Genomic DNA, 12,983 nt, shown 5'->3' on the forward strand with positions numbered 1-12,983 from the left:
GCATTCCTCGTCGCAACTCAGCCTCCAAACACCCAGTTGACGCCAACGGTCCACCAGGGGCGGTGGAGACCCCGCAGTGCTTCTGCGCGGCTGAGATCCAGCGACAGATGATCCGTCACCAGCCGCCGCAGACCGAGACGGGCTTGCGGACCACCGTCATCGCGCCACGCTTCCGTCAGCAGTTGCCAATCCTGCGTTGGTGTCCACTCCACGGCGGCGCCGTAGCGCTCCGCATCGGCGGCGTGGGGGTGAAAATCCCAGCCCAGATTCAGATGCACATCCAGGCCTTCTGTTGCAGACCAGGTCAGCGGCAGCAGCAAGGTTTGACCGGCGAAGTGGCTGGCCGAACCCCGTGGACCATCCGACTGGACTTTCCCTGGATCCGCGTCGCCCCGCGCCGCCGCCCCTTGCCACTGGGCTGACCACTCCACCCCGACCGCCAGACCGGGCCGCAGGGCGGTCACCCATTTGGCCTGAACGCCACCGTTCAACAGCGCTGACCCGGGAACCGAGTCCGACCGTTCCCCGTCGATGCCCAGTTCCACGCCTGCCCAGCGGCATGCCGGGCCGATGTGCTGCAGATGTCGCCCGGAAGCCTGCTCCCCCCACACTTCCATCTGACAGCTGCCGGGATCGAGGACCGTGGCGTCGTCCACGGCGTGATGGCCGCCTGCGGCGTGACTCCACAGAGGTGCAACAACGCCGGTGCAAACAAAGAGCGCGGCGATCAACGGCCGCCGCGGGTTGAGGATCACAAAGGACATGGGGACTCCTGCGCCTGCGCAGCATGCCCGACGTCAAGCGTTTGTGAGGGGGCTGCGCCTCGCCATGCGCATCAAGGGAACGGACAGGAAGTGGGACGTCGGCGCGCTATGGCGCCCGTCGGGCTCGGGGCTCATGGGGTGGAGCCTTCTTCATTGCCTCGAATGGCGACGCTGCGCCAGCAAGGCCACGCGCATGCGGCGGGTGGTCCACAAGGTCTGCTGCTCCAGTCGCAGGAGGTCGCTCAGCCGCTCGGCCAGCGATGGGACGGTCGCAGAAGCTTCCGGCGCCTGGACCGGGGCATTGGAAAACAGGAATCGCATGAACACATCCTCCAGAAGGACGGTACGCACAGGGGCAGCGCCCGTGCCAGTCCGCCCCTGCCCTCACCGGTCAGGGAGGTCAGGCGCTGGCGCTGTCACGGTCCACGGAAGCGATGCGTTGCAAGCGGCTCGAAGGCTCGCCAGACCGCCCACGGCAGTCACGGGATTGGTTCAAGAAATGGCCCCAGCAAAATCTGGAGGGGCAGGCCGCGCGACCCTCTTGGCGCGCAGCCGAAGTCGGCGTCAGCGCGTCAATGAAGCGGCGGCCATCCCGGCACGCATCGCAATTCGACTGGCACTTTCCACGCACGAACTCCGTTGTTGTGAGGCCCCGATTGTTGCACAGCAGCGAGGCCGGGATCAACCCGAAATGCGCAAAGCCGCAGGCCCCTTGTGGCGTTGAGCCAGCCGCACCGAACCGCCCGCGACTCAGGGAAGCACACAGGCTCTGCAGTCCCGCTTCCGCCCCTTTGATGACACCGACTACCCACAGCGCCCCACTGACAGCCGCCGCCTCCGCGGGCTGGCTCGCTTCCTCGCAAGACCCAGACATGCCCGCCAACTGGCCGCTCCCGGTGGTTCTCAGCCGACAGTTCGCCCTTCAGGCGCTCACGATCCGGGAAGAGGCCGCCCAGCTGTCCGCATTCATCCGATGGTCCAACGACCCAGTGGTCCGCATGGACGAGGACCTCAAGACCGAACTGACATGGACCTGCGACGAGTTGAAGCAAGGACAAGCGCTGCCCGGTGAACTGGATCTTCCCGAGGGCAGCGATCCGCGAGCGCTCTGGTGCCGACATCCACCCTCGCTGTGCGAACGCCACCGCTTGCACATCCAGGCGGATCAACAGCGGCTGACCGGCGTCATTGATCGCATCGCGAGCCATGGCCACTCGGTCCTCTGTGAACTCCGGCAGAGAACCGCCGCAGGCGTTGAAAGGGTTCAATCACAACTGGTCGGTGCCCTGGCCGACTGCGAACCGCAAGTCTTCTCGCACATTGAAGCCTTCACCGCATCACTTGATGAGGCGCCAGCGCCCACCTGCGCAGACACGTTGCGCATCCTCGCCCCGCACGCGCGGCTGCGTGACCTGATCCGTGAACTCGACACCACCGGCGGCGCCATCGACACGCTGCAACGGCTTCTCGAGCACCCGCGGGCGCCTGGCACTTCCGGACCACTGGAGGAGACACTGCTGACGCTGAAACTCAGTTTGGTCCAGGGCCGTTGGCAGAACTTTGATGAAGCCGCAGCTCGTTTCCGGCAGCTGCGGGGGCCGCTGATCCCCACCAGCGTTCCCACCCACCGTCCCGGCAACCTTCCCGGCAGCCTTTCCACCGATGGTCCGACCGCGCTTCCGGCGGCAGCGCCCGACCGGGACAATGAACCGGACCGGAGCGCGCCTGCCTAAGTCAAAGCCGCTCAGCCCGCCAGCTCCTTCAGGAACAACTCACGATCCGGCGCAAAGTTCGTATGCAGCGGCAGCAATGCGCCGCCCAATGCGGCGGCGTCCGCCCCCACCGAGCCTTGCAGCAAGCGCGGCGGCGCCACGCCTTCCCAGGCAGGCCCCTTCATTGCTGCTTCCGTCTGACGGATCAGCGCTGCCAGCAAGTCCCGGGACAGCACACCGTCGATGATCACGCCATCCAGGTCCAACAGGCAGGCCGCGCCATGCAGGGCATGCGCCACCGCCGGCCCTGCCTGCGAAACCCATCCGTCCGTCACCGCCCGCCAAGGCGCCTGCATGGCCTGCGCCGGCTCCGCCAGCGGCAGCCCGGCAGCGGCCCAGGCCTGCTCCAGCGTATTCAGCGACGCCACGCTCAACAGCTGCCGTGCGGCGCCCGCGCCTCCCGCGCCGGCGAATCCAAGCGGCATCGACCCCACCGCCCCCGCATTGCCGGTCGCCCCGGTGTGCAGATGGCCGTCAATGACCAGCCCCCCGCCAATGAACGTATCGACAAACACATACAGGAAGCTGTGCAGACTCCGCCCTCGCCCGGCCACCAACTCGGACACACAAGCCGCCGACGTATCCTTCATCGACAGCACCGGCCATTCGCACCGCTGGGCGACGGCCTCGCGCAGATTCAGCCCCGCCCAGCGGGAGGCCTGCTCCGGCGCCACCCCCAGCAGGCTTTGCCAGCCGCCGAGTGCCAGCGGCGCACCGATGCCCACGCCGCAGACCCGGTCGCGCCCCTCAGGCCCCAGCTTGCGTCGGATCGCCGCCAGACGTCGCGTGATCTCGGGCAGCAGTTCATCCGGATCCGGGAATGCATACGGCCACGACCAGAGCCCCTGCACTTGCCCGGTGAAGTCCACCAGCAGGGTGTCCATCTGGCGCCGACCGACCTTCAGGCCCACGGCATAGGCGCCCTGTGGATTCAGCGACAGCGGCACCGACGGCTGCCCCACCTTGCCGCGCACCGGCGCGCCCTTGCGCAGATAGCCTTCGTCCAGCAGCCGCTTGGTGATGAGTGAGACCGTCTGGGCCGTCAGCCCCGTCAGCCGCGCCAGGTCCGCGCCCGGCAGCGACCCATGCAGACGCAGCGCCTGCAGCACCACGCGCTCGTTGTACTGCCGAACCCCGCCCTGATTGGAGCCGCGGGTGGACATCCGCGATCCGTCCCCGTGCCGGGGGGCGGTATCGGCAGGCGTTTCATCGTCGGCGGTAAAGGCGGACAAAGGGATTCCTCAGACTGGGGTGACTCGACGGGGACCGAACTGTAGCGGTGATCCGAACCGGTCAGTGCGCCAGCACTTCGGCCGGCAGTTGATCCGCCCGCAGCGCGCCGGTCATGACCGCGACCGTGTCGCTCATGCTGATCTTTTTCGGATTCAGCACCGCCGCGCGCTTGCCGAGCCGGGCCACATGGATGCGGTCCGCCACTTCGAACACATGCGGCATGTTGTGGGAGATGAGCACCACCGGCAGGCCCTTGTCCCGCACGCGTCGGATCAGCTCCAGCACCATGTTGCCCTCCTTCACGCCCAGCGCCGCCGTCGGTTCATCCATGATGACCACATGCTGCGCAAAAGCCGCCGCCCGCGCCACCGCCACACACTGCCGCTGCCCGCCGGACAGCGTCTCCAGCGGCTGCGACATCGAACGAATGCCCACCTTCAGATCCGCGAGACGGGCCATGCTCTCATCCAGCATGCGACGCTTGTCCAGCATGCGCAGCAGGCTGCCCCGCAGGCCAGGCCGGCGCAGCTCGCGTCCGAGGAACAGGTTCTCCGCAATCGTCATGGCGGGCGCCACCGCCAGGTCCTGATAGACCGTCTCGATGCCGGCACGGCGGGCATCGATGGGGCTGCGGAAGACGGTGCGCTGCCCATCCAGCTGGATCTCGCCGGCATCGGGCACCGTGGCACCGGACAAAGCCTTGATCAGCGAGGACTTGCCCGCGCCATTGTCGCCGATGACGGCCAGGATCTCTCCGGCGCGCAAGTCGAAGTCCGCCCCGTCCAGGGCCGTCACCTGACCGTAGCGCTTGATCAGGCCGCGGGCCTGCATCACCACACGAGGGGTCGAAACGGTGGTCATCTCAGCGTGCTCCCCGACGGGATAGTTGATCGGCCGTCACCGCCAGGATGACCAGCACCCCGGTGACCAGCACCTGATAGATGGACGAGACGCCCATCAGCGTCAGGCCATTGCGGAAGACGCCCACCACCAGCGCGCCGATCAGCGAGCCGATGATCACGCCGCGGCCACCAAAGAGGCTGGTGCCGCCCAGCACCACCGCGGTGATGGCGTCCAGGTTCTCGGTCTGGCCCGCATTCGGATCCCCCACCCCGGTGCGCGAGACGCTCAGCAGCGAGGCCAGGCCATAACAGAAACCCGCCGTCACATAGACCGCCAGCAGCACCCGCTGGGTCGGAATGCCCACCAGCCGCGTGGCTTCAGGGTTGTTGCCCACGGCATAGACATGGCGCCCGGCCGCCGTCTCGCGAAGGACGAACCAGGCGAGGCCATACAGCACCAGCATCATCACCGTGCCCCAGGCAAATTCCGTCCCGCCGATGGAGAAGGTGTTGCCCAGCGCGGTGAGCATCGGCGGCAGGTCGGTGATGGTCTGCGATTCCGAATACAGCTGCGTGATCGCGAAGGCAATGTTCATCGTGCCCAGCGTCACGATAAAGGACGGCAGCTTGATCCGCGTGACCAGCAGGCCGTTGGCGAGGCCAAACAGCGTGGTCATCGCCAGGCCCGCCAGCACCGCCAGCGGCGGCGGCAGGCCGCTGCTCACCGCCAGCTTGGTCATGAGGATGCCGCCCAGCGACATCACCATGCCGCAGGACAGATCGATGCCCGCAGTGAGGATGACCAGCGTCTGACCGATGGCGATCACACCGACCACCGCCACCTGTTGCAGGATTAGCGAGACATTGCCGCCGGTGAGGAAGATGGGGCTTTGCGTGGCGAAGAATCCACAGGCCAGCAGCAACGCGATGAAGGGCCCGAGGGAGGCCAGCGTCAGACCGGCCGGCAAGCGGCCTGAGGGCGGCGCACCGGCCGCCTTGGCTGCGGACGGAGCGGCGGTTGGGACGGCGGATGGGGCCGCCGGCGCAGCTTGATGATTCGACGTCATGACCCGACCTCCTGCCTCCAGCGGCGCGGCGCTCACTTGTTGCCCCAGCACAGTTCGGCGCCCTTGGCGACCGGCAGGCTGGTGACGCCGTCAACGGCCTTGTCGGCGATCAGCGCGACGCCGGTGTCGGTATAGCCGCTGGGCTTCTTGCCGGTGCGGGCGAACTCCACCCCGGCTTCCACGCCCATGCGGGCCATGGCCAGCGGATACTGCTGGCTGGTGGCGGTGATCTTGCCGGCGCCGACGTCCTTCACCCCCTGGCAGCCGCCGTCGACCGCCACGATGATGACGCCCTTCTCCTTGCCCGCCTTCTTCAGTGCGTTGTAGGCCCCCGCAGCGGCCGGCTCATTGATCGCGTAGATCAGGTTCACATTCGGCGCGCGCTGCAGGCAGTTCTCCATGCCGGTCTGACCCTTGGCCTGGTCGCCGTAGCTGTCGGCCATGCAGGCGATCTCGGAGGTCTTGCCCAGCTCATTGCTCTTGGCATCCGGCGCGGACAGACCCAGGCCGTTCATGAAGCCGTTGTGGCGCTGGGCGCCGACCGGGTGGCCGGGGAACAGGTCCAGCGTCACGATGACCGGTGCCTTCCCGCCCAGCGCTGCCTTCGCGTATTGGCCAATCAGCACGCCGGCGCGGTAGTTATCGGTCGCGAAGAGCGCATCCACCGCATCGGTCGGGTCGGTGGGGCTGTCCAGCGCAATCACCAGCACCCCCTTGGCCCGCGCCTTCTTCACCGCTGGCACGATGGCCTTGCTGTCACTGGGCACCAGCAGGATGGTCTTGGCGCCGGCCGCCACCATGTTCTCCAGCGCCGTCACCTGGCTGGCGTTGTCACCGTCCGCCTTGCCACCGGCCGTCAGCAGCTTGGCGCCCTTGGCTTTGGCGGCTGCGGCGGCGCCCTCCTTCATCTTCACGAAGTAGGGATTGGTCTCGGTCTTGGTGATCAGGCCGATCACCGGCGCCTCCTGCGCCGTGGCGGCAGAGGTGCCCAGCATCAGGGCGGCCGTCAGGCCCAGGGTCAGGGAATCCAGCGCAGCAGAGCGGGTGCGGATCATCGGAATGTCTCCTGGTTTTGTGATGTGCTTTCATTCTGGAAATCGGAGATAAATAAATCAAGTGGATTGATTAATGGAAAACCACTACCTCCGTCTGAACAGGTGACAGGCATGCTTGCGCCCGGACACTGGAAAGGAAGAGCGTCATGATCGTGGTCAGCGGAGAAGCGCTGATGGATGTGTTTGACCTGGGGCCCACCGCCACCGGTCACACGCTGGATGCGCGAATCGGCGGCTCGCCGCTGAATGTGGCCATCGGCCTGGCACGGCTGGGTCAGGCGGTACGGTTCTTCGGCGGGGTGTCGCGCGGCTTCCTGGGTGAGCGGTTGATGGCTGCCATGACGCAGGAAGGCGTCGATACCACCCTGGTCCAGCGCACCGACGCGCCCACCACCCTCAGCCTGGTCGGGGTGCGCGCGGGCGGCGTGCCCGATTACGCCTTCTATTCCCACGGCGCCGCGGAGCAGCAGCTGCCGCTGTCGGCGCTGGCGGCCGTGGCCGGCGCAGCGCCGGCTGCCGCGGCCTATCACTTCGGCTCCTATGCCATGGTGATCGAACCCACGGGCAGCACGCTGCGGACCCTGGTCGAGCGCGAGGGGCAGCGCAGCGTGATCGCCTACGACCCCAACGTTCGCCTCAATGTGGAGCCGGACCTGTCCCGGTGGCGGTCGGTCATCGACTGGATGGTGCCGCGCACCCACCTCTTCAAGGTCAGCGAGGAAGATCTGTCGCTGCTCTACCCCAGCCAGGCGCTGGACGATCTGGCGGCCGGCTGGCTGGCGGCCGGGGCGGCGCTGGTCGTGGTCACCCGCGGTGGCGAGGGTGCGCTGGCCTGGTCGGCGGCGGGCCATGTGCAGGCGGCGCCGGTGCCGGTGGACGTGGTGGACACTGTCGGCGCGGGCGACACCTTCCAGGCCATGCTGCTGACGGGGCTGAGCGAGATGGGCCTGCTGAGCCCGGCTGGCGTGCGCGGCTTGACGCGCGACGCCATCGCGCGATTGCTGTCCCTGGCGACGCAGGCGGCTGCCATCACCTGTTCGCGCCGTGGGGCCGACCTGCCCTACCGCCGGGAGGTGATGTGATGCACCTGCCAGACGAAGCGCTCCGCCGCGCACAGGCGCTGCTGGCCAAGGGCGGACGACGACTGCTGGGCATTGCCGGACCGCCGGGTGCGGGCAAGTCCACCGTGGCGGCCTTGCTGAAGGAGGCGCTCGGCGATCAGGCCCAGGTCGTACCGATGGACGGCTTTCATCTGGCGCAAGCGGAACTGGAGCGGTTGGGTCGTGCTGGCCGCAAGGGCGCGCCGGACACTTTTGATGCGTCCGGCTTTGTGAGCCTGCTGCGTCGGCTACGGACGCCCGATGCGGAGGCTGAAGCCCTGGTCTACGCCCCCGAGTTCCGCCGCGATCTGGAAGAGCCGATCGCCGGCGCCCTGGCTGTGCCGGCCACCCTGCCGCTGGTCATCGTGGAGGGCAACTATCTGCTGCTGTCCTCCCCGCCCTGGTCTGAAGTCCAGCCGCTGCTGGATGAGTGCTGGCATGTGTCGGTGGCGCAGGCGCAGCGGCTGGCCCGGTTGATCGCGCGCCATGAACGCCATGGGCGCAGCCCACAGGACGCACGCGCCTGGGCGCTTGGCAATGACGAACCCAACGCCCGACTGGTGGAAGCGGCGGCGCACCGGGCGGACTGGCAGATGCCCTGGGCGGAACCGGCCGGCTGAACCGGACACGCAAGATGCAGGCACCAAGTGGGATCTCCACTCGTCTCCCTGCTTCCATGTACGCGAACTTCCCCCCCCGCGCCCTCATCGATCCCACCGCATCCGCAGACTGCGAAACACAAGCGCTTGATCCAGCGGCCGCCCAGCAGACCCTGAACGCCATCCACAGCAACGTCCGGCTGGCGAGAAATTTGCTAGACCACATCAACTCGGACGACCCGGGGGCTCGTGAGCTGCCTGCCCCACGGCGGGAACTGCTGCGGGAGCGCTGCGTGCACGTCCTCGAAAACCGGGGTTACAGGGCCCAGGGCGGCACGCCCGCACCGACTCAGCCTGCCGCCATGCCCAAAGGGGTGCCTTTGCCGATCAGGGAGTGGCATCGGCTGATGTCTGAAGAAGACCGCAGCGGCCTCGATGAGGTCACTCGGGAACTTGCCACCGAAAGCCGTCACCAGCTGACGCGAAGCCTGGCTCCCCTGCGCCAGGAACTCGCGGTACTCGAAGCCGCCTGCCGGTCGTTGTGTCCGCCGCTGCACCTGCCGTTGTGCCCAAAGATGAGCGCCATGCTGGATCAGCTGGCCCAGGTGCGAGAGGACGACGTGACCTCCCTCGCCATCGGGCCCGTTGTCAAGGCCGCACGGGGCGCCTGCTCCGGGTTTCAAAGCCATCTCACCGCCGTCCAGACGCTCGGGTCCCTGCAACAGGAGCTGGGTCTGACCAAGGCTGCGACGGGGCCCGGCACCGCCATCAATAAGGTGACGTGGATCAAAGCCCGCGATGCCCTCCTGAACGGGCGTTGGGACGAATTCCGGACGCAGGTCGCGGCGCTCTCCCGCTTGCAGCAGCCAGCCCCGGTCCTGCACGCCCGACCGGCCACTTCGCGTCCGTGACATCGGTCCCATTTGTCACGAACTGCCCAATCTGTATCAACTCTCTCACAGAAAGTCAGGGTTCCCCTGAACACAAAATGAGTTCGGCAAGCGACACTTTCGTCCTGGCTTGCAGGTCCTGCGGCTGTTGCAGTGTCCGAAGTCTCCGCAATTCCAGTAAGTGTTCCCCAGCAGTTGACCGCAACGATGACGGCCGTGATCAGCCCACTCGCCACCCCTGGTGTGCCGCCCGCTTCCAAGCGTGGCGCTTCATCTGCTGCCGATGCGGCGGCGGCGAGCCCCTCCCTGGCGCATCCTCAGGCCCGGTCCTCTCAACCGCAAGCGTCCGCACCGTCATCGCTCGCCCGGCCCTGGCTGTCGTTCCTGATCCCCGTCTACAACGTCCGCCGCTTCCTGCGGGAATGCCTGCTGTCGGTCGTGGCTCAGGTGGACGAGAGCATGGAAATCGTCCTGCTGGACGACTGCTCCACCGATGGGTCTGCGGATCTGGTCCGCCAGCTCGAGATCGAGTTTTCGTCGCCGACGGTCCGGATCGTGACGCGCTTCCACAGCAGCAACCAAGGCATCTCCGCCGTGCGCAACGGTCTGCTGGACACGGCGCGCGGCGAGTATGTGTGGTTCCTCGACTCCGACGACTGCCTCGTACCCGGCGCGGTGGAGCAGTTGCGCCAGCTGGTGCGCCGCGAACAGCCCGACCTGGTGCTGTGCGACTACTCGGTCTGGCGCCCGGTGCAACATCGCAAGCACCGCCGGCGCGGGGAGCTTCATCGCCGCACCTTCATCGGCCCGGCCCGGCAGCATCTGAATGATCCATCGGTGCTGCTGCGCGGCCTCTTTGAAGCCGGCCACCTCCACTGCTGGTCCAAGATCGCCAAGCGCAGCGTGTGGGACGGCCTGCGCTTTCCGGTCGGCAAGTTCTTTGAAGATGTGACGCTGGCCGCACCCCTGCTGCTGAAGGCCAGGGGCGTCTGGTACGAGCCGCAGGTATGGGTGGCCTATCGGCAGTGGGAGGGCTCCATCCTCGCCACGCCCTCCCCGCTCAAGGCCCGGCATCTGGCCGAGTCGCTGCTGGATCTGCCTGCGGTCGTGGGCGACCGTGCGGTGGATGCATCGGCCCGCTTTGCCTGGAGCCACTTTCTGGCGCGCCACTTCATCTGCATCGCCCGGGAGGCCCACGCCGCCGTGCCCAATGCCTGCGCGGATGCGATCGCCGAGTATCGGGACGCCTTCCTCAAGTCCTGCCCCATGCCGCTGAACGACCTCTACGCCGCCTATGCGGGCCGGGGCTGGTTCCTGCGCGCGCTACGCCTGCGTCGCTGGTTGAAGCAGGGCTCGCCGACCGCTGCCAAGGCCTGACCCCGTCTCCTTCCGCGCGCACCAAACTGGTCCGCGCCTGTCAGACTCGTCCTGCAAACGAACAGGGAATCGACCGGCGCACCTCCTTTGTGGGGGACGGCACCATAAGGCCTGTCTTTTTGGGACGCCTTATGAGTTCAGACACCGACCTTCGCGACAAGACTCCACGCCTCCCGCGTCACGACGCGCGTGTGCAGACAGAAGGGTTTGCGTCGAGTGGGCATGGGCGCGACATCTTCTTCGCGGCCGTGCAAGCCACGCGGATGCCGATGGTGGTGGCTGACCCGCGCCAGCCCGACACGCCCCTGGTCTTCGCCAACCAGGCGTTCCTCGAAATGACGGGCTATTCCGAAGAAGAAATCATCGGAAAGAACTGTCGGTTCCTGCAGGGTCCGGAAACCGACCCCAGCACCGTCGCGCTGATTTCGGAAGCGCTGCGGGCGGAACGCGAGCTGACGGTCGAGCTGCTGAACTACCGCAAGGATGGCTCGACCTTCTGGAACGCCCTGTTCCTGACGCCCGTGCGCAATGAAGAAGGCGACCTGCTGTATTACTTCTCTTCGCAGTTGGATGTGAGCCGCCGCCGGGATGCGGAAGCCGCTCTGCGCCAGGCGCAGAAGATGGAGGCGCTGGGGCAGCTGACCGGCGGCATTGCGCACGACTTCAACAATCTGCTGCAGGTGATCACCGGCAATGCCGAAGTGGCCGCGCATCGATTGCAGGTGGTGGCGCCGAATGACGCGTTGATGACCCGCTCCATTGCCAATGTCCGTGCGGCGGCGGCCCGCTCCGGCTCCTTGACGCAGCAACTGCTGGCCTTTGCGCGCAAGCAGCAGCTTCAGGGCCGGGTGGTGAATGTGAATGACGCGATCCACCGCACGGTGGACCTGGCGTCCAGCTCGCTGGCCGACGTCCACCTGATGCTGGACCTGGATCCACAGACCGCCAACGTTCGCATTGACACCTCCCAGTTCGAGGCCGCCCTGCTGAACCTGCTGGTCAATGCGAGGGACGCGATGCCAGGCGGCGGCCGCATCTGGATCCGGTCCAGCAACCTGCGCACGACGGCCGAAGACGTGGGCAACCACGGACTCGTTTTGCCGGGTGACTACGTCTGTGTGTGCGTGAGCGACGAAGGGGACGGCATTCCGGCACCGATCCTGGCGCGGGTGATGGACCCGTTTTTCACCACCAAGGCTGAGCGGGGTGGCACGGGACTGGGCCTGTCGATGGTCTATGGCTTTGCCAAGCAGAGCGGTGGTGTGGCCACCATCTACTCAGAAGAGAAGACCGGCACCACCGTTCGGTTGTATTTCCCGGCGGTCGAAGACTCGGCCGCCCCCCGGGAGGTGCCGGTCACCCAGCCCCGCAGCGGACAAGGGGAGATGATTCTGGTGGTGGACGACCGGCCGGAGGTGGCCCAGACGGCGGCCGCCATGCTGGAATCCGCCGGCTACCTCTGCCACGTTGCCCTCAGCGCCCGCGACGCGATGCAACTGCTGAAGCAGGAGCCCGACATTCGTCTGCTGCTCACTGACATCATCATGCCAGGCAGCAAGAACGGCGTGCTGCTGGCCCACGACGCCCAGCGGGTCGCACCCAATCTGAAGGTGCTGTTGATGACCGGCTTTGCGGACGGCAGCCCGGATCGATGGGACGGCCAGAGCTACGACATCGTGCTCAAGCCGTTTACCTCGGAAGATCTGCGGGTGAAGGTGCGGCGGGCGCTTGACGGCCAGGCCTGATTCCCATCGGTCTGCTGCTCCGTCCACGCGGACGCGGCAATCAGCAAGCGCCGCAACACTGCGGCGCTTTTTCATCTTCAGCGAACGGCGTGACGGCGGCCGTCTTCATCTACCCAATAGCGCCCGCCGCGGCCATCGGAATACACCTGGCGCTCGCGCCCATCGACCATCAATCGGCCGATCACCGCACCCGCCACGGCGCCAATGGCAGCGCCGGTGAGCGCGTCGCCACCGGTCACCGCACCGATCACCGCGCCGCCCACCGCACCCACGGCGGCATTGCGGCCGTCTTCACGGCGTAGATGGGAGTCGGATGCGCAGCCCACGGTCAGCGCGGCGGACACTGCAATCAGCAGCGGAGCAGTCAGTCGGGAAGTGATCATGATGTTCAGGCCTCAGCTTGGTTTCACACCCCTCCGGCGCCTGCGGTGCCATCGCACCCGGGGACGGGTTGGGAGGGGACACATTCCATGGCGGATCGGCAAGATGCGCTCCTGAATGGCTCCCTGACGCGCTGGTCGGCCCGCCGCCGATGCGGC

13 protein-coding genes are annotated in these 12,983 nt (G+C 67.0%); 6 read left to right on the forward strand and 7 right to left on the reverse strand.

Features of this window, described 5'->3' with window-relative positions; translation table 11 throughout:
• Positions 1-17: 17 nt before the first annotated feature.
• Positions 18-764, reverse strand: coding sequence for a PA4824 family protein (locus FHS28_RS04940; protein WP_088448822.1), 747 nt, complete (start codon positions 762-764; stop codon positions 18-20).
• Positions 765-914: 150 nt separating this feature from the next.
• Entirely contained in the window at positions 915-1,085 is a 171-nt protein-coding gene (locus tag FHS28_RS04945; RefSeq protein ID WP_184294165.1) for a hypothetical protein, read from the reverse strand.
• 551 nt (positions 1,086-1,636) lie between these two features.
• On the opposite strand from FHS28_RS04945, the gene FHS28_RS04950 reads away from it, so the two are divergent.
• Positions 1,637-2,497, forward strand: coding sequence for a hypothetical protein (locus FHS28_RS04950; RefSeq protein WP_088448821.1), 861 nt, complete (start codon positions 1,637-1,639; stop codon positions 2,495-2,497).
• Between the two features lie 11 nt (positions 2,498-2,508).
• Here the strand turns inward: FHS28_RS04950 and FHS28_RS04955 are convergent, their stop codons facing one another.
• The 4 genes from FHS28_RS04955 to FHS28_RS04970 form a co-directional block, all read right to left on the reverse strand.
• Positions 2,509-3,768 carry an ROK family transcriptional regulator gene (locus FHS28_RS04955; RefSeq protein WP_246409495.1) on the reverse strand — a complete coding sequence of 420 codons (1,260 nt, stop codon included), beginning with the start codon at positions 3,766-3,768 and terminating at the stop codon, positions 2,509-2,511.
• 61 nt (positions 3,769-3,829) lie between these two features.
• On the reverse strand, positions 3,830-4,630 hold the full coding sequence (locus FHS28_RS04960) for an ATP-binding cassette domain-containing protein (RefSeq protein WP_088448819.1): 801 nt from the start codon (positions 4,628-4,630) through the stop codon (positions 3,830-3,832).
• Position 4,631: 1 nt separating this feature from the next.
• On the reverse strand, positions 4,632-5,678 hold the full coding sequence (locus tag FHS28_RS04965) for an ABC transporter permease (RefSeq protein ID WP_088448818.1): 1,047 nt from the start codon (positions 5,676-5,678) through the stop codon (positions 4,632-4,634).
• 32 nt (positions 5,679-5,710) lie between these two features.
• Positions 5,711-6,733: a sugar ABC transporter substrate-binding protein gene (locus FHS28_RS04970; protein ID WP_088448817.1), complete on the reverse strand. Its 1,023-nt coding sequence runs from the start codon at positions 6,731-6,733 to the stop codon at positions 5,711-5,713.
• A gap of 146 nt (positions 6,734-6,879) precedes the next feature.
• On the opposite strand from FHS28_RS04970, the gene FHS28_RS04975 reads away from it, so the two are divergent.
• The 5 genes from FHS28_RS04975 to FHS28_RS04995 all read left to right on the forward strand — a co-directional run bounded on the left by FHS28_RS04975 (position 6,880) and on the right by FHS28_RS04995 (position 12,444).
• A complete protein-coding gene (locus tag FHS28_RS04975; protein WP_088448816.1) occupies positions 6,880-7,815 on the forward strand; it encodes a carbohydrate kinase family protein in 936 nt (311 codons plus the stop codon).
• A complete protein-coding gene (locus tag FHS28_RS04980) occupies positions 7,815-8,453 on the forward strand; it encodes a nucleoside/nucleotide kinase family protein (protein WP_088448815.1) in 639 nt (212 codons plus the stop codon). Before FHS28_RS04975 ends, FHS28_RS04980 begins: the two co-directional genes overlap by 1 nt.
• A gap of 56 nt (positions 8,454-8,509) precedes the next feature.
• Positions 8,510-9,343: a hypothetical protein gene (locus tag FHS28_RS04985; RefSeq protein WP_088448814.1), complete on the forward strand. Its 834-nt coding sequence runs from the start codon at positions 8,510-8,512 to the stop codon at positions 9,341-9,343.
• Between the two features lie 195 nt (positions 9,344-9,538).
• Positions 9,539-10,699 (forward strand): glycosyltransferase family 2 protein, encoded by a 1,161-nt coding sequence (locus tag FHS28_RS04990; protein ID WP_184294167.1) that lies wholly within the window; start codon positions 9,539-9,541, stop codon positions 10,697-10,699.
• Between the two features lie 131 nt (positions 10,700-10,830).
• A complete protein-coding gene (locus tag FHS28_RS04995) occupies positions 10,831-12,444 on the forward strand; it encodes a histidine kinase famiy protein (protein WP_088448812.1) in 1,614 nt (537 codons plus the stop codon).
• Between the two features lie 77 nt (positions 12,445-12,521).
• Here the strand turns inward: FHS28_RS04995 and FHS28_RS05000 are convergent, their stop codons facing one another.
• Positions 12,522-12,827, reverse strand: a complete 306-nt coding sequence (locus FHS28_RS05000) for a YMGG-like glycine zipper-containing protein (RefSeq protein ID WP_088448811.1) — start codon at positions 12,825-12,827, stop codon at positions 12,522-12,524.
• Between the last annotated feature and the right edge of the window lie 156 nt (positions 12,828-12,983).

The organism is Roseateles terrae (assembly GCF_014192155.1).
Classification (GTDB): domain Bacteria; phylum Pseudomonadota; class Gammaproteobacteria; order Burkholderiales; family Burkholderiaceae_C; genus Roseateles; species Roseateles terrae.